General features: G+C 74.9%; 10 protein-coding genes and 1 pseudogene. All 11 read right to left on the bottom strand.

The annotated features are described in order from the left end of the window. Positions 1-181: pseudogene (locus QM641_RS11540) on the bottom strand (30S ribosomal protein S12); the annotation flags it as partial. Between the two features lie 595 nt (positions 182-776). Further along, positions 777-2,066, bottom strand: coding sequence for a DUF5684 domain-containing protein (locus tag QM641_RS11535; RefSeq protein ID WP_415116603.1), 1,290 nt, complete (start codon positions 2,064-2,066; stop codon positions 777-779). Continuing rightward, the gene (locus QM641_RS11530) at positions 2,063-4,504 is read right to left on the bottom strand and encodes a transglutaminase-like domain-containing protein (protein WP_415116601.1); all 2,442 of its coding nucleotides are present in this window, start codon (positions 4,502-4,504) and stop codon (positions 2,063-2,065) included. Before QM641_RS11530 ends, QM641_RS11535 begins: the two co-directional genes overlap by 4 nt. Further along, positions 4,501-5,850: a DUF58 domain-containing protein gene (locus QM641_RS11525; RefSeq protein WP_415116599.1), complete on the bottom strand. Its 1,350-nt coding sequence runs from the start codon at positions 5,848-5,850 to the stop codon at positions 4,501-4,503. The genes QM641_RS11530 and QM641_RS11525 overlap by 4 nt, the downstream gene beginning before the upstream one ends. A 28-nt stretch (positions 5,851-5,878) precedes the next feature. Next, positions 5,879-6,844: an AAA family ATPase gene (locus tag QM641_RS11520; RefSeq protein ID WP_415116597.1), complete on the bottom strand. Its 966-nt coding sequence runs from the start codon at positions 6,842-6,844 to the stop codon at positions 5,879-5,881. Positions 6,845-6,858: 14 nt separating this feature from the next. Then, complete coding sequence (locus tag QM641_RS11515) at positions 6,859-12,777, bottom strand: Ig-like domain-containing protein (RefSeq protein WP_415116595.1); 5,919 nt, start codon at positions 12,775-12,777, stop codon at positions 6,859-6,861. Continuing rightward, entirely contained in the window at positions 12,777-13,889 is a 1,113-nt protein-coding gene (locus QM641_RS11510; RefSeq protein ID WP_415116593.1) for a serine/threonine-protein kinase, read from the bottom strand. Before QM641_RS11510 ends, QM641_RS11515 begins: the two co-directional genes overlap by 1 nt. Positions 13,890-13,995: 106 nt before the next feature. Further along, positions 13,996-14,655 (bottom strand): spermidine/putrescine ABC transporter substrate-binding protein, encoded by a 660-nt coding sequence (locus QM641_RS11505; protein ID WP_415116591.1) that lies wholly within the window; start codon positions 14,653-14,655, stop codon positions 13,996-13,998. A gap of 72 nt (positions 14,656-14,727) precedes the next feature. Beyond that, positions 14,728-15,204: a hypothetical protein gene (locus QM641_RS11500; protein ID WP_415116589.1), complete on the bottom strand. Its 477-nt coding sequence runs from the start codon at positions 15,202-15,204 to the stop codon at positions 14,728-14,730. After that, entirely contained in the window at positions 15,204-16,172 is a 969-nt protein-coding gene (locus QM641_RS11495; RefSeq protein WP_415116587.1) for an ABC transporter, read from the bottom strand. Before QM641_RS11495 ends, QM641_RS11500 begins: the two co-directional genes overlap by 1 nt. 117 nt (positions 16,173-16,289) lie before the next feature. Then, a complete protein-coding gene (locus tag QM641_RS11490) occupies positions 16,290-16,883 on the bottom strand; it encodes a hypothetical protein (RefSeq protein ID WP_415116585.1) in 594 nt (197 codons plus the stop codon). Between the last annotated feature and the right edge of the window lie 124 nt (positions 16,884-17,007).

Genomic DNA, 17,007 nt, shown 5'->3' with positions numbered 1-17,007 from the left:
TGCCGTTGCGCAGCTTCACGCGGGCGACCTTGCGCATCGCCGAGTTCGGCTTCTTGGGCGTCGTGGTGTACACGCGGGTGCACACGCCCGCCTGCTGCGGGTTCGATCGCAGTGCCGGCGCCTTGGTCTTGGAGACCTTCGGCGAACGACCCTTGCGAACCAACTGCTGAATGGTTGGCACGTTCTCTCCTTGTTCGTTCCGCACCGGCCTCGGGCCGGCGCAGTGTGCTGCACGGTGACAGCGATCGTGGTTTCACCACAGATCCACCGGCACGCCGTGAAAGGCGGGCCTTCGGTGGTGGATATGCCGTGGGGGCGGCCTGTTCGCAGGCCGGTCCCTGAGTGCGACGCGCGGCACCGGCTGTCGCGCCGAGGCGCGCAGGACGGCGCGCGTGAGCGCACACCCGCTCAATCGTACGCGTGTGAGCCGGAGCGGTCAAACGCGCGGCATCCGCGTGCCCCGTCGTGCCGCGTGGCGCCCGTCACGCCCCGCGTGCCCCGCCAAGCCCCGTCGTGCGTCGTGCGCCCCGTCGTGCCCGTCGCGGCCCGCGTGCCCCGTGCCTCGCGTTCCTGCCAAGCCCCGCCGAGTCACTGCTCTCCCACGCGAGTCACTGCTCCCGCGTCGAGTCACTGTGCTGGAGCGCAGTGACTCGGCACTTTGGCAGTGACTCGCGGGGGTGAGGGGTGGGAGCCCGGGCGCGAGGCAGAGGGAGGGCGGGAGAGCGGGAGAGCGGGAGAGCTGCGGGGCGGGAAGGCGGGAAGGCGGGAAGGCGGGGTCAGCGGGCGATGCGGACCAGGCGCAGCTCGACGTCGCCGAGCAGGAGCCGCTCCGGAACGGGCACCGCTACCCCGGGCGGCACCTCCGCGGCGACGCCCTGCTCGCCCACCACGACGCCGTTCGTGGAGTGGAGGTCGACGACGAGCCACTGGTCGCCGTTCCGCTCCAGTCGCGCGTGGGTCTTGGAGAGCGTGCGGGTGGGGTCGTGCACCGCGATCAGCTGCGCGTCCGGGCAGTCGGCCGGCGGCTCGGGGTGGCGTCCGACGATCACCACGTCGGCGACGAGTTCGACCGGCGGGGCGGATGCCGCGACCAGCTGCCACCGCGGCAGCCGCCGCCGCGCGATGACCGTGTGCTCCACGTCGTCGAGCGACACCTCGACCGCGGTGCGCGGTGCACCCGCCGAAGGCGAGCCGACGACCGCCGAGACCTCCGCGGCCGGGTCGAGGCCCGTGTCGGCCGGACCGGGCGGGGCCCAAGGCTCGGGTCGCGGACGAATCGCCGCGGACGGCACCTCGCCGGACGGTGTCGGCGGCATGTCCTCGGCGTCGAGAGGTGCGGCGTCGCCGACGGATGCCGGGTCCTCGTCCGCGCGGATCTCCTCCGCCGCGGCGCCGCGGCCGGGCACGACCGAGATCGGCTCGTCCGGCGGCGGCAGCGGGATGATGCGGATCGACGGCGCGGTCGGCGGGCGGGCGACGTCGCCGGCCCACAGCGCAGGCCCGCCGGAGCGGCCGGGCCCCGCGCTCGTGGCCGCACTCCCCGACGGCGAGACCGACGAGGCGGCAGGTGCCCCGGACCCCGAAACAGGCACCGCCGCGCCCGAAACAGGCACCCCCGCGCCCGAAACAGGCACCCCCGCGCCCGAAACAGGCACCCCCGCGCGCGGAACGGGCACCGTCGGCGGACGCCGCCCCAGCCAGCGGGACGATCCGAACCCGAGCACGCTCGCCCAGACCGGGAAGGCCACCACCGAGAGCGCGGTCATCGCGGCGCCGTGCCCGAATCCGGGGTTCAGCCGGTGCACCGCGATCGTCTGCAGCACGAGCACGACGAGGCTCCCGACCCCGGGCACGAGGCCGAGCAGGATCAGCCACGGCGAGAACCCGCCCCACGCGAGCACCGTCGCCGGGGCCAGGACCGGGACCCAGGCCCGCCACGGCTCCTCGCCGAGCTTTCGGAACACGGCGGCCAGGGCCAGGGCCGTCCACACGTACAGGACGATCACGGCGGCCACGGCGAGCAGCCACGTCAGAGCCGCCAGCGAGTCCACCGAGGTCGTCGTCATGACAGGGTGCGCCGGCGTCGCGCGGACGACCGGCTCCTCCTCTCCGCGGCAGGCGTCCCGACCCGTCGGGGCTCGACGAGCCGGAGGAACGATCTCAACGATACGGCCGAGCGCAGGCGCTGCCACCGTCCGACCGGGATCGCACGGCGCTCGGCGTCGACGAGCCGCCAGTACTCGTCGGCCTCGTCGGCGGTCGCCCCGCCCGCCGAGAACACCGCACGGTCGGCGGCGGTCGCCAGCAGCGTCGCCGACTCGCCCTCGATGCTCGCCGCCGCCTCCAGCCGGGTGAGCCGGCGCGGGGTGTGGCGGCCGGCATCCGCCGTGGCGTCGAGGTACTCGTCCCAGCCGCCCGCGATGCGCGCGGCCGGGTCGGGGCGTCGACGGCGTGCGCGCCGACGCAGCGCCTTGGCGCCGACCACCAGGAGGAACGGACCGAGCAGCACGACCACGACGCCCGCCACCGCGCCCGCCACGCGCAGCACCGGCCAGAGCCAGGAGAGGTCGACGGCGTCGTCCGGCCGCTCGTCGGGATTCACGTCGTCGTCCTGGGCCGGCCGCGGCGGGGCCACCTCGGCGACGGCGTCGGGACGGACCTGGGTGGCGACCTCGGGGTCGCGCTGCTGGGTGACCTCCAGGCTCGGGAAGCGCTCGTGCTGCGGGGTCACATCGATCGGGATCCACTGGTCCGAGGCGGTCCGCACCTCGACCCAGGCGGCGAGGTCGCCGGCCCGGCACACGTTGCCCTCGCACGAGGGGAGGTCCGCGTCGGCGGACTGCAGGCGGGCCCCCACCACGATCCGCGCCGGGAAGCCGAGCTCCTGCGCCATCAGGGCCACCGCGACCGCGAACTGCTCGTCGTCGCCGATCGCCGCCACCGCGTCGCCGGATGCCGCGACGCGAGGATCCGCCTCACGTTCCAGCAGCGCGCGGAACAGCTCCTCGATCCGCCCCAGCGAGTGCCCCGCGGCGCTCGGCTGGAAACGGTACCCGTCGAGCCCGGCCGCCCAGGCAGGCGGCTCCTCGCCGATCGACAGGGCATGGCTGAGATAACCGCGCTCGCGCAGCAGCGCGACGAGCCCGGCCAGTGCGGCACCGCCGCTGCCCTGCACGTGCTCGTCCATCCAGGCCCGCAGCGTCACCGGCGGCTCGACCTCCGCGACCGCGCCGCCCGGGGCCTGGGCGGAGGCCAGGTCGGCGGTGGCGGGCTCGACCGCCCGCAGCCGGTAGCGGTCGCCGCTGTGCCAGGCGAAGGTCTGCACCGCGGCGCGCGCCGAGTCGCTGTAGTAGAACCCGTCGGCGAGCGCGCTCGCGTGCGCGCCGACGAACTCCACCGACTCCAGGGCGCCGGCCGTCGGCATCCAGAGCCCCTCCAGCCCGGCCACCTGCACCTGCACGTCCAGCGGCGCGCCCGGCCCGGCTTCGACCGCGGCGGGCACGCGGGCGAAGCGCGCCCCGGAGGCAGCAAGACCGGTGCGGTACACCGACCCGTCGTAGGAGTCCAGGGTCGCCAGGCGGATGCGGTCGGGCAGCGTGCCGGTCACCCGGAACAGCTCGGTGCCCTCGGTCCCCTCCTCGAACTGGGCGCGGAAGGCCGCGAGCGGGCTCACCGCGCGCGACAGCTCGACCTCCGGCCCCGCCGCGGCACGCAGGACGCTCCGCTCCCGCGTGTGCGCCGCGGCCGGGGCCACCACGAGCGCGGCCGCGACGGACACGACGACCATCCCGGCCCCGAGCGCGACCCGGCGCCCCTCGCCGTGCGCGGGCCGGCGCCGCACGCGCAGTCCCCCGGCTGCCGAAGCGCGCCGCAGGGCGATGCCGCGCTCCTCGCGGTGCCGCCAGGCCAGCCATCCGACGCCGGCCACGAGGGCGCCGACGCCGACGCCCGACTCGACCGGCGCGAACAGCGCGACCGGGCCGACCGACAGCGGCGCGCTGACCGTCGTGCGCCCGAACAGCAGACCGAACAGCGGGATCGCGAGGCCCGGCAGCACCGCGAGGTAGGAGACCCGGCCCTCCTTGAACGAGAGCAGGAGCGCCGCGCAGACCCCGACGAGGAAGACCACGAGCGCCGGGACGAGCAGGTTGCGGTACGACCCGACCGGCAGCGCCACGGTCAGCAGGTCCTTCCAGCCCACGACGAGCCCCGCCCCGAGCTCGCCGAGGCCGCCGAGCAGCTCCAGCGGGCCGCCGAGGCGGGACGGCACCGCCAGCGGCACCCCGGTGATCGCGATCGCGGCGGCCACGAGCCCGGCCGCCGCTCCCGCTCCCCACCCCTTGCGGACGACGGTCGCGGCGATCGCGGCGGCCATGACCACCGACGCGCCCACCAGCAGCAGGAAGGCGCCCGAGCGGTACACCGGCCACGCCGCGATCGCCCCGAGACCGGCCATGGTCGCGGCGTAGGCGGATCCGGCCAGCAGCCGGCGGCGAGGGATCATGACGACGCCCCTCGCAGCAGGAGCCCGGAGAGGTCCTCCAGGACGCCGATGGTGTGCACGGTCAGGTCGCCGAACACCTGCGTGCGGGGGTGGGCGCGCTGGTCGCACACGACGGCCAGCACGACGGCGTCGACGGGGAACGCCAGCGCCGCCTGGCGCAGCCGCGTGAGCCCGACCTGGGACCCGACCACGATCACGGCGACCGAGACGTGCGCGTCGGCCTCCGCGGTCAGCCGGCAGACCTCCTCGACCGGCATGGTGTTCGCGAGTCGCTGCACCTCGCAGAAGGCGTCCAGCAGCGGGCGCGGAGCGTTGGTGGGCAGGTGCCGGATCGCACGGAGGCGGTTGCGCACGACGCGCGGGATATCGGCGCCGACCACCACGTCGAGGTCGCGGGCGTCGCGCACCGCGTGCACCGCCAGCGAGGCGGCGGCGCCCACCGCGAGCTCGAACTCGTCGTCGGAGGCGTGCTCGCCCTCGGCGCAGCCGAGCACCACCACCGTGCGCGATCGCAGGGACTCCTCGAACTGGCGCACCATGAGCCGCCCGGTCTTCGCGGTCGACTTCCAGTGGATCTGCCGTCGCGCATCGCCCGGCGCGTACTCGCGGATCGCGTGGAAGGAGATGTCCGCGTCGACCAGGCGTCGTGTGGGGGCGCCGTCGAGATCGCGGATCAGGCCCGTCCCGATCCCCGGCAGCACCACGGTGCGCGGATGCACGTACAGCTCGTGGAGCTGCTCGAACGACCGCTCGCGGCGCACCAGCCCGATCGGGTCGGAGCGCACCGTCACGGCCGGCCCGACCACCACGACACCGCGGGCCTGCGGGGGAAGTTCGACCGTGCGGACCGTATCGCGCCCGGCGCGCAGCAGCGGCACGTCGAACTCGACGAGCCCCTCCCCGACCGGAACGTCGATGCGGCCCGGGAGCACCACGCGGTGGCCACGGTTGCGCACCCGCACGTGCACGCGGGCGCTCTGGCCCGCCACGATGCGCGCGTGGGCGAGCGCGAGCGCGACCTCGTACGCACGCGCACCGAACAGGAACGGGACGCTCAGCAGCAGCATCGCGGCCGCGGCCGCGCCCGCCACGACCCACTCCACCCAGCCCAGGGCAAGACCTCCCGCCATGCCCGCCGTCGCCGCCGCCAGGGCGAGCAGGCCCGCGGGCCGGATGGTGCGCCCCGCCCAGGCCGCCCCCGCGCGGGCGACCCCGCGCACGGCGCGCCAGAACGCCGCGGCCCGCACGACCGCGCCCACCACGCGCCGGGAGCCGATCGAGGTCGCCTCGGTGCGCTCGGCCGTGTCGCCCGAGCGCGCCGTCCGCGTCGTCTGGTCGGAGGTCACCGCCGACCCGCCTCTGTCCCTGGGGAGGTCACGACGGCTCCTGGCGGGTGGGCGGCGGGACATCCAGCAGCACCTCGCCGACGACCGCCTCAGCGGTGACCCCGTCGAACTCCGCCTCCGGGTGCAGGATCAGCCGGTGGGCCAGCACCGGGATCGCGAGGCGCTTGACGTCGTCGGGCGTCGCGTAGGTGCGGCCCTGCGCCGCCGCGCTCGTGCGGGTGGCGCGCATGAGCGCGAGGGCCGCCCTGATGCTGGCGCCCAGACGTACCTGATCGGCCGAGCGCGTGGCATCCACGATGCGCGAGATGTAGTCGAGCACGAGCGCGTCGACGTAGACGTCGGCGGCGAGCTCCGCCATGCCGACCAGCGCCTCGGGCGTGATGATCGGGGTCAGCTCGTCGGTGGCCACCGCGGCGCCGCCGAGGATGCGCATGGTGGCGGCGTGGTCGGGGTAGCCGAGCGAGGTGCGCAGGAGGAACCGGTCGAGCTGCGCCTCGGGGAGCCGGTAGGTGCCGGCCTGCTCCACCGGGTTCTGCGTGGCCAGCACGAGGAACGGCACGCCCACCGGGCGCGTGATCCCGTCGATGGTGACGCGCCGCTCCTCCATGACCTCCAAGAGGGCCGACTGCGTCTTGGGACTTGCGCGGTTGATCTCGTCGGCGAGCACGATCGTGGCGAAGACGGGGCCGGGATGGAAGTCGAACTCGCCGGTCTTCTGGTCGTAGACCGTGATGCCTGTGATGTCGCCCGGAAGCAGGTCGGGCGTGAACTGGATGCGGGTGGTCGTGCCCTGCACGGATTGCGCGATCGCTCGCGCGAGCGAGGTCTTGCCGGTGCCCGGCACGTCCTCCAGCAGCACGTGCCCCTCGCTCAGGAGCGCCGTCAGCACCAGCTCGACGATATGGCGCTTGCCGAGCACGGCGCGCTCCACGTTGTCGGCGAGCCGCGCGAAGGTCTGCGCGAACCAGGTGGCCTGCTCTGAAGTGATGGTCATGTCGGGTCCTCGGTTCACGGGGCGGACGGGAGGTTGGGGGTGCAGACGGCGGAGAAGGATGCCACGGCCGGATCGAGCGCCCAGCCCTGGCCGGACCAGTCGACGCGCACGCCGATGCCGCTCACGCTCGCCGCTCCCACCGGGACCACCCACGGGTCCTCGCCGGCGGGCAGGAGCGCGCCGGCGGCATCGCGGTACTGCACGGCATCGGCGAAGAAGGAGACGTTCGCCAGTCCCCCGGACGACGACGCCTGCCGGACCAGCTCGCTGCCGCCCACGCACGGCTCGACCCACCAGTTCGCGTGCACCTGGTACGGAGCGCTTCCCGGCGCCGGCCCCACCGCACCCCACGCGGACTGCCACCAGCCGGCGACGTGCTCGTACCGCACCGTGATGCCGGGGTCGGCGTCGAACACGCCGGACGGATAGCCCGAGAAGCGCGCGACGTTCTCGTTCGGCAGCGGCTCTGCCGAGGTCGGCTCGGCGTCGATCGTCCAGTTCGCCCGGTCGCCGTCGTAGTGCGGCACCGGGCCGACCACGAACGTGTAACCGGCCGGCGCGGCACCGCTCTGCACGGCGCGCACGTCGGCGCTGACGGTCACCCGGCCGAACGACTGGCCGTCGAACCACGACTCCGCGCACAGCACGAACGTGTACAGCCGCCCGTCCGGGAGCCCCCGGAACTGACGGGTCTGCCCGTCCGACGAGGTCGTGCACTCCTGGCCGTCCGGCACGATCCCGAACCGCACCTGCGCCGCGTCGCCGCCGGGCACGGCGGTGGCGGTGGCCACGATGTCGGCCAGGCCCCCGCCCGCGGAGGTCGCCGTCAGCGACAGCGCCGGCTGGGTGGGCGCGCCGATGCCCGCCGCGAGCACCACGACCGGGCCGGCATCCGGCCCCGGTCCGCTCCCGGTCGGTACGGCGAATCGCGAGCGCGGGGTCACGGTGACGGGAGAGGCCGTGTTCGCCCCCACCACGAACGAGGGCAGCGCGACCTGGGACTGACCGGGCTCGACGGAGACCACCGCGGTCTCGCCGACCGGGCTCGCGATCTCCAGGCTGCCGGTGTTCGCGGCATCCACCCCGTCGACGAGGAGGGAGACGACCCCGCCGGCACCGGAGGTCACCACCGGCGTCGCCGACACCGCCTCCGGCGCGGCGGGCGGCGCGTACGCCCACGCGACCGCGGTCGCGCTCTGGCGCGAGCTGCCGATGGCGTTGACGGAGACGGCCTCGTAGGTGCGCTGCTCGCCGTTGGCGGCCGGGATGGCGGGGCACTCCCCCGCGGGAGTGCACACCGCCACGGTCTGTCCGGCGCTGCGCACCTCGAAGCCGGTGATCGCCGGGAAGGCGACGCTCGCCGCGCCCGGGTCGACGCGCAGCGTCAGGGAGCCGTCGGCGTACGCCGACTGCACGAGGGCCGCGGGCGCCTGCGGGAAGCCCTGCAGCTCCAGGGTGAGTCGGCCGTCGCGCTCGCCGCTGGTGGGCCGCCCCTGCGCATCGCGCAGCGTGAAGGATGCCGTGCACGTGGCCCCCGGGGCGTCCGAGGTCCACGTGGCCGTGACCTCGGTGGCCGACGTCACGGCGAACGAGATGCCCGTGCACACCCCGGTCGGGCGCACCTCCACGAGCTCCAGCGGCGTCCCGGAGAGCGGATTGATCTCGCCGATCGCGCCCACGACCGGGATCGTGCACGACGATCCGATCGCCTGCGTGCACCGCTGCACGACCGAGCCGCCCTGCGGAAGGCTCGCCGGCGCCGCCCCGACGCGCAGCGTCACGCGCACCGGGTCGACCGCGGCGTGGCTGGTGACCCGTACCGTCACGTACTCCTCGGCTCCGGGCACCGCGTCGTCGTGCCCGACGATCGTGAGATCCGATCCGGTGAGCGTCACGTCGAACGACGGCGCGAAGGCGTCCACCGCGTAGCGGATCGACGGCCAGTCGGCACGCGACTGCCACACCGTCAGCCGGGCGAGGTCGTACGTCGTCGTCTCTCCCGGCCCGACGGTGAGCGAGGCGGCGGTCAGACTCGGCTGCGGGTCGAGCGCGGAGACGGCGATCGGCACCGACAGGAACGTCCACTCGCTCGTGCCGGCAAGGCGCACCGCCACCCGGCAGGAGTCCGTCCAGGGCGCGCCGGCGCCCGCGCGATAGCGCACGACGGTACCCGAGACGCGCTCGCAGGATGCCGCGGGCCGGGCGCCCGACGCGCGCACGTCGGCACCGACCTCCAGGACGGCGCCGCGTTCGCGCACGACGAGATCGGCCAGGTCGAAGGTCGTCTCGCCCGCCTCCTCGACCTCGATCGGGCTCAGTCCGCGCCGCAGCGTCAGCGCCAGCTCTGCCGCGGCCGGCACGCGCAGAAACGCGTACGTCGTCACCTCGCCGCTGGTGCCGCGCCCGGTGACCGAGAAGGGGATGATGCGCGTCTGCGCGTCGAGACTGCCGATCAGCCGTGTGCCGTCGACCCGCACCCCGTCGGGGCTCCCCCACAGGCCCACCTGGAGCCGGTCGTCCTCCCCGCCGGTCCAGGAGACCTTCCCGCGCAGCACGTCGACCCCGGCGACGGCGAACTCGTCGCGGTCGGCCGCCGTGAGCACGGTGTCGGAGACGACGGGATAGTCCGGCACGGGCCCGGAGACGACCTTGACCACGATCAGACCCCGCGCGGTGTTCCCGGACGCCGACTCGACGTCGTAGAGGAACGCCATCGTCGAGGGCTCGGTGCCCGCGGCGATGGTGACCGTGCGCCCGGTGACCCCGACCACCTGGGCCTCCAGCCGCCGATACTCGGCGGTCGGCGTGCCGTCGTGCGCGAACCGGGGCACGTCCGGTTGCACTCCGGTGACGGTGAGCGCGCCGCCGCGCGGGTCGAGGTCGTTGACCAGCGGCCGCACCCGCACCACGTTGCCGGTTCCGGCCTGCACCTGCACGTAGTCGGTGTAGGTGACCGGGCTGGGATTGGCGTCGCCGCCGAGGACGCCGACCCGCACGGTCGCCTCCCCGGTCGCCCCGAAGGCGTCGACGACCCGGTACCGGAACGAGTGCTGGCCGCTGTCGCCCGGCATGCTCGTGTAGACGATGGCGGTGCCGTCCGCCGAGATCGCCGCCGAGCCCGCGTCGGGCTGGTCGAGGATGCGGTCCAGGCGCACGACGTCGCCGTCGGGGTCGCTGCCGTAGCCGTCGAACGGGATCGACGTCGACATCCCGTTGATCACGCGGCCGGAGAGGTTCTCCGGCAGCGGGGCGCGATTGGCGTCGTCGGCGAGCACGCGCACGCGCACGGATGCCGTGTCCTGAAGTGCGGGCGCCCCGGTGGAGAACACCGCGTACTCGATCGCGAACTCGCCCGGCGACGACGGCGCGAGGTAGCGCAGCAGCTCGCCGGACGCGAAGGCGAGCGCGTCCGGCGTGGAGGAGCGCACCGAGGCGGGGTCGATGCGCGGCGGCGTGCCGGACGCGGCGATGTCGTTGGCGAGCACCGGGATGTCGACCTGCGCGCCCACGCGCACCACGACCGTGTCGTTCACGGCGATCGGGGCCGCATCGGGCGCGGGCGGGAGGAGGTAGACGCTCGCCTCCCCCTCCACCGAGGCCCCGGTGTCGCTGGTCCCGTCGCTCACCCGGTAGGCGACCGTGCCCAACAGGCCCGCCTCACCCGTCGCCGTCGACCCGGACACGCGCAGGTGGCTCTGCCCGACGGCATCCACCGACAGGGTGGCCCCGGGCTCCGGGCGCGGCACCACGTCGCTGAGCAGGAGCACGCGACGGGTGGGATTGGACACGGCCGCGAACACGTCGACTGTCGCATCGGCCTGCGGGCGCACGAACGCGACCACCGGCGCGGTGGACAGGTTCGGCGGCGCGTCGGGCGGCAGCAGCGTGATGCGCGCGGTGCCCTTGGCCTCCTGACCGCCGGCCTGCACGGTCAGCGCCACCCGGTAGACCCCCGGATCGGGTGCGGAGAAGTCGAACTGCGTGGTCCCGGGCACGATCGTCGTGGTCGCGGTGGTGTCCTCGAGCACGCGCGCCGAGGTCAGCGAGACCTCGCCGGCCGCGCCCAGCACGTGCCCTGCGACGTCGACGGTCAGCGGCGAGCCCACGGTGTCGAGGACCGCGAAGGACTGCACCAGCGGTGCCGCCTCGTCGCGTACGTCGATCGCGAGGGTACGGGTCGCCGTGCCGCCGCGGGTGTCGGAGACCGTCACCGTGAGCTCGATGCGCTCGTCGCCGCCCGACCCGTCGTCGTCGTGCTGATACACGACGTCGCCGCCGGGGCCGGCGGCCACCGACCCGATCCCGGACTCGTTGACCACCGACAGCAGCAGGGTCGGGTCGCCCTCCGGGTCGACCCAGTCGGCCAGCACCGGCACCGTCACGGTGCCCCCGCGGCGCACCTGCGGCGTCGGCCACGACTGCCGGCATCCGATCACCCCGCACCACACCGGCGCGGACTCCACGTCGGGTCCGACCGCCTGCAGGGTCACGGTCGTGGCCGGCGAGACCAGCCCGTCCGGAGTCGTGCCGTCGGTCACCGCGTAGGTGAACGTCGCGGTTCCGCTCGCGTCGGGGGCCACCCGCACGGCGAGGCGCTGGTCGTCGTCGGTCACCATGACCGTGCCGAAGGCCGGGTCGAGGCCGGCGACCGAGGCGGCGACGACGCTGAGCACGTCCTCGTTCGGGTCGTGGTCGTTCAGCAGCACGGGCAGCGTCACGAGCTCACCGGCGCGCACGCCGAACACGTCCGGCTCCGCGATCGGCGGCTTCGGCTCCAGCATGACCGGGAGCTGCTCCTCACTGAGCTGCGGAGCGCTCTGCGGCTGGTCGTCGAGGATCCAGTCCTGCGTGGACTCGAGGAGGCGCCCGTCCGGCATGGTCCACACCCAGCCCGACCGGGCGTCGTTGAGGACCACGGCGTCGCCGGTGTCGACCAGCACGGGCCGGCGCTGCTCGGGCAGCGTCCCGGCCCCGTAGTCGAGCCGCTCCGGCCCGTCGCGCGAGCTCCAGGCCGTGCCGGGCCCCGACCCCTCCGGCAGCCAGGCCGCCAGCACCGCGTCGTCGTGGACGATCGGCCGCGCCGGGGTGCCGAGGCTCGACGTTCCGCCGGAGTAGATCGTCTCGGGCTCTGCGGAGCCGGCCGGGATGCGCACGACCCCGATCTCGTCCGCGACGTGCACGGCGTCGGCATCCGGGTCGGGCCGGCCCACCGCGAGCGCTCCGGTGGTCCGAAGCGTCGCCGCGTCGCCGTCGCGGCGCCAGATCCTGCCGTCGGCGGTGTCGAGGACCACCCAGTCGTCGCCGGCCGCGCTGATCGCCGGGGTCTGCGGGCGCGCGGACAGCGGGTCCTCGCCGCGCACCGCGGATGCCGCGACGTCGAAGCGGAGCACGCCGCCAGCGGCGCGGGAGAAGCTGAACAGCATGCCTCGGCGGTCCACCGCGATCGCATCGGCCGTGTAGGGCTCGTCGCCCTCCGGTCCGCCCGGGTCGACCTGGGCGACGGTGCCGGCGGAGAGCCGGCCGGCGAAGACCGCGCCGGTGTCGGTGCGGTAGGCCACGAAGTCGTCGGCGGCGGCGACCTCCACGGTGCCGGCCGGCGCGGACGCCGCGCCCTCCAGCCCGGCCGCATCGAGGTCGACCGGGGTGGCCTCGTCGATGCGCGCGACCTTCGTGTCGCTGTCGGCGAACAGGTACGCCCCCGCGGCGGCGTCCAGCAGCCGGCTGGGGTTGCTGACGCTGCGCACCGTGTCGAGCTCGCCGATGGCCGTGTTCACACGCCCGTAGCGCAGTCCTTCGGTCTGCAGCACCCACACCGACGTGTCGCGCGGCGGGGTCTGCTGGGCATCCAGCCCCGGCCACACGATCCCGACGACCGTCACCACTGCGACGGCGGCCACGCCGGCCGACAGCCCGACGGCGACGCGGCGTCTCATCAGTCCGCACCCGAGAGGACGGCGACGACCACCGACACGACGGCGGCCACGGCCGCGAGCACCCCCGCCCACCGCCACAGCGAGCGTGTCGGACGCCCGGCGACCACGGAGTCCTCGTCGCGGGCGAGCCGGTCGAGGGATGCCGTGGAGACCACCCGACGCGTGCCGTGCTCGACGTGGCTGCGCGCAGGTCCCCGCGCGACGGCGTCGGCGAAGTCGACCGCCACCGGCGACCACTCCGCCACCGGCACCTCCAGCGGCGTCGCCGGAAGCCCCTCGGAGCGCTGCACGTCGCGGATCGCCTCGCCGAACTCGGCCGAGGTGCGGTAGCGGCTCCCCGGGTCGCGGCTCATCGCCCTCGCGAGCACCTGCTGCAGGCTCTCCGGCACGTCGGCGCGCGGGATCGGGACGTAGCGACCGCGGGTGATGCGGCGCACGAGCTGGTCCCGGGTGTTCTGGCCGCGCTCGCGCCGCTCGAACGGGCTCCGTCCCGCCAGCAGCGAGTAGACCGTCGCCCCGAGGCTCCACACCTCGCTGGCCACGGTGCCCGCGGTGTGCTCCGACACGACCTCGGGCGCGCTCCACGGCACCGACATCGCGAGCAGGTCGGAGCCCGCCTGCCGCGACAGCGACGACGCGATCCCGAAGTCGGCCAGCACGGCCGAGCCGAAGGAGGTCACCAGCACGTTGCTCGGCTTGATGTCACGGTGCACGAGGCCGGCCCGATGGGCGGACTCGAGGGCGCCGGCCAGCCGCACGGCGATCGCCAGAACCTCCTCCACCGGGATCCGCTCGATGCGATAGCGCTGCGCGAACGAGCCCGGGCAGTACTCCATCACGATGTAGGGACGGCCGTCGGCGGAGATGCCGGCCTGGTAGACGGTCACGATGGCGGGGTGGGCGGACAGGTGCGCGAGCACGTCGGCCTCGGCGTTGAACATCCGCAGCAGTTCCGGATCGGGCGCCGCGCTGGGCATGACCTTCACGGCGACCGAGCGCCGCGGCATGTCCTGCTCGTACAGGAAGACGTCGGCGAATCCGCCCGAGCCGAGCGGGCGCACATAGTCGAGCCCCGCCAGGACGGGGGCGACGACGGACGGCCTGCTCCCCATGGCACCCCTCACCGCTCCCCCAGAGAGCGACGGTCGATCACGGATGCCGACTGGGACGGCATCCGCGTGTGGTAGGCGCCATCGTAACAAACCCGCCCGCGCGAGGTCAGTAGACGTTGCCCTCGGTCCCGGTGTCGAACGGCGCATCCAGCGAGCGGGTCAGCTCCTCCAGCATCGCGGCGATCTGCGGCTCGACATGCTGGGCGACCGCCGCCTGGATGCGCAGGCGATGGTGCAGCAGCACCGCGCACACCTCGCGCCCGATCATGTTGGCGTAGTCGTCGGCCAGCCGCACCTCCTGGCGGAGGGCGGCCTTGGCCTCGTCGCTGAGCGGCGGGAGGGCGGGGATGCCGGCATCCACCTCGTCGGCAAGGCCCGCGATCGTGAACAGGAACGGCGCCCCGGGCACCGGGTCGGGATCGAGGGGAAGCCCCTCGAACTCCGGCTCGAGGCCCTCGGCGGGCCGGTACGTGCGCGCGCGGTTGCGGGCGGCCTGCTGGTCGAGCTCGGCCTGGAGCATCGGGAGGTTCAGCGCGGTGTACTCGGCGACCGCGTGGTCGACGATCGCTTTGATCCGCGTCGACAGGCCGTGCTGCACGCCGTGGGGAACGTCCGCGCCGAGGCCGGCCGCAGAGAGCACCGGAGACCCGAAGCACCGGCGGCACGGCGCCACCCGGCCGCGATGGGTCGCCGGCTCCCAGCGCGGCAGCCATCTGAGCCACGCGTCGACGGCCTGGCTGACCTGCGTCTCGAGGGAGCGCTCCACGCCCCCATTCTTCCCCGCTGCGGCCCGGTCAGGGCGGATTGCGCCCCGGGACTTCGTGGCGCGACCGATTCGTCAGGGTTCGTCGGCGTCGCGCTCCCACGGCCAGCGCGGGCGGTGAGCACGCGTGCGCACGAGAGCGATGCCCGACCAGGACGAGACGAACGCGGCGGCCGCCAGCACGAGCGCGAACCACGATGTCACGAACCCTCCGGCACCCGCCGCGGCGCGCGCCGGGTCGGCGCCGCCGAGCACCGCTCCCAGCCACACGCCGGCGAGATAGGCCAGGAGCGTGCCGGCCGTCGCGGTGAGCGAGGCCCGGTAGACCGGGTGGACCCGGCGCAGCGCCGCCCACATCGTGAGGGCGAAGACCGCCGTGGCCAGCACCATGCCGCCGACCCCGGCGAGCTGGCCGAGCCCGGGCGTGGCCAGCACCTCCGCGGACAGGGCGAGGCTGGCAAGCCCCAGTCCCGCGATCGCGAGGGTCACGAAGCCGACGGTCGACAGGGCCATCCCCATCGGGGGTGGCACGCCGCGACCCGGCTCGGTCATCACCCCTGGCGGACCTGTGGCCCCGCTTCGAGGGTCCGCTCGTACTCGCGCTGCGCCTCACGATTGAGCTCGGTGACGCGCTTGCCGCGCGCCGCGGCCCACGCGCCGAACCAGATGGTCAGCTCACGGCCGATCACGAACGCGGCGATCGCCAGCGGTGCCAGCAGCTGCCCCTCCACGACCTCGGCGCCCTGACGCGCCGTCAGCGCCCAGAACGGCGCCTGGAACAGCTGGCCGAGGAGGTGCCCGCCGTACGAGGCGACCCCCACGAGCAGGCCCAGGACCACCCACACGCCCCAGCGGCCGCGGTTGATGATCGCACCGAGCAGCCAGAACGCGACGAAGAAGACGAGCACCGGGACCCACAGCCACCAGCTCGTGAGCGCGGCCATGGCGTCCTGTCCGGCGGTCGCGACGTCGGCCTCGCCCGAAAGCACCCGCAGACCCAGCGCGGCAGCCAGGTACAGGATGCCGAAGGACACCGCCGCGAGCAGCCCGATCGCCCCGACGGCCCCGCGATTGCCGCGCGGGCGCGGCGCCTCGGGCGCCTGGACGAAGATGGGCTGCTGCGCCGCGGGGACGACCGGCTCGGCGACGGGCTCGGGCGGGACGATCGGCGCGGCGGGCGCCTCCGCGGCCGGGTACAGGGCGGTCGGCTCGTCGGCCGCGGGGTAGACGGCGGTGGGCTCGTCGAAGGCCGAGGACAGCTCCTTGTGCTCGTCGAAGACCGAGGTGGGCGCGTCGGCGGCGGCGTGGACGGCCGTGGGCTCGTCCGCGGGCGCGTCGGCGAGGAACGAGACCGGCTCGACCGGGTCGTCGACCGAGGACGGGACGGATGCCGCCGTGTCGGGCTCGAGGGCGTCGCGGGAAGCGGCCTCGGCGTCGGCGAGGCTCGCGTTCACGCGGTCGACGACGTCATCCACGTCCTGGGGCTGGTCGACCCGCTCGTCGTGCTGTGGCTCGCTCATGTACGGTGATGCTCCTTACGCGGAGGCGCGCGCCACCGCAGTGCGAGCGTAACCCGCGGCCCGCGGGCTGGCCCGCAGGCGTGCCGAGTGTCGGCGGGAGCGCGGCCGGATGGGCCGCTATCGGACCCACACCCGCCGCGACACGCGCTCGGCGTACCGCTCCGGATGCCACGCGGTCTCCACGCTCGCCAGCAGCAGACCCTCGCCGACCTCGACGGTCTCCACGACGTCGGCGTCGGTGCGGGCGCAGCGCGACCGTGCGGACACCTCGGTGCACGTGAAGCCGGCGCCGGGCAGTGCCGTCACCAGGGCGGTCGCGGCATCCGTCCCCACCTCGGCGAGGGTCGTCGAGATCGAGCCGGCCTTCGACGACCAGACGCAGGTGAACCGCACCGCGGGCTGCGCGGCCTCCAGCAGCGGGGTCGCCGGCGTGCCGGCGGGAAGGTCCGCGGACGGGCTCAGGGTCGCCCGGGGCGTCCACACCAGGTCCGCCCACAGCGGGTCGACGTACAGGTCGCGGCACTCGATCGGGCCGCCCGCGCGCGCGGTGCGCGCGGGGGCGGGCGTGGGGCCGGCGACGGTCTGCACGGCCCAATCCCGCACGACGGGGACCATGGGGAGCGCGAGAAAGGCGAGCCCCGCCACGACGGCGACGCACCCGATGCCGGCGAGCCATGCCAGCGCCGTGTTGCGTCCCCCGACCCGAGCCATCCCTCCACGCTACGCGGCGCGCCACCCCGGGTTCGTCCGACACGACGCGTCCTCCCCACCCGCCCGCCCGCGCCCGCCGCGCACCCACCCGCGCACCCACCCGCCCGCCGCGCCCGCCGCGCAC

It is taken from the genome of Microbacterium sp. (assembly GCF_047605725.1).
Lineage (GTDB): Bacteria > Actinomycetota > Actinomycetes > Actinomycetales > Microbacteriaceae > Microbacterium.
This window is presented reverse-complemented; position numbering and strand designations above follow the sequence as displayed.

Coding starts and splice junctions, on each gene's coding strand:
- QM641_RS11490 (WP_415116585.1), bottom strand. CDS start 16,883: ATGGCTCGGGTCGGGGGACGCAACACGGCGCTGGCATGGCTCGCCGGC.
- QM641_RS11530 (WP_415116601.1), bottom strand. CDS start 4,504: ATGATCCCTCGCCGCCGGCTGCTGGCCGGATCCGCCTACGCCGCGACC.
- QM641_RS11500 (WP_415116589.1), bottom strand. CDS start 15,204: ATGACCGAGCCGGGTCGCGGCGTGCCACCCCCGATGGGGATGGCCCTG.
- QM641_RS11510 (WP_415116593.1), bottom strand. CDS start 13,889: ATGGGGAGCAGGCCGTCCGTCGTCGCCCCCGTCCTGGCGGGGCTCGAC.
- QM641_RS11520 (WP_415116597.1), bottom strand. CDS start 6,844: ATGACCATCACTTCAGAGCAGGCCACCTGGTTCGCGCAGACCTTCGCG.
- QM641_RS11515 (WP_415116595.1), bottom strand. CDS start 12,777: ATGAGACGCCGCGTCGCCGTCGGGCTGTCGGCCGGCGTGGCCGCCGTC.
- QM641_RS11495 (WP_415116587.1), bottom strand. CDS start 16,172: ATGAGCGAGCCACAGCACGACGAGCGGGTCGACCAGCCCCAGGACGTG.
- QM641_RS11535 (WP_415116603.1), bottom strand. CDS start 2,066: ATGACGACGACCTCGGTGGACTCGCTGGCGGCTCTGACGTGGCTGCTC.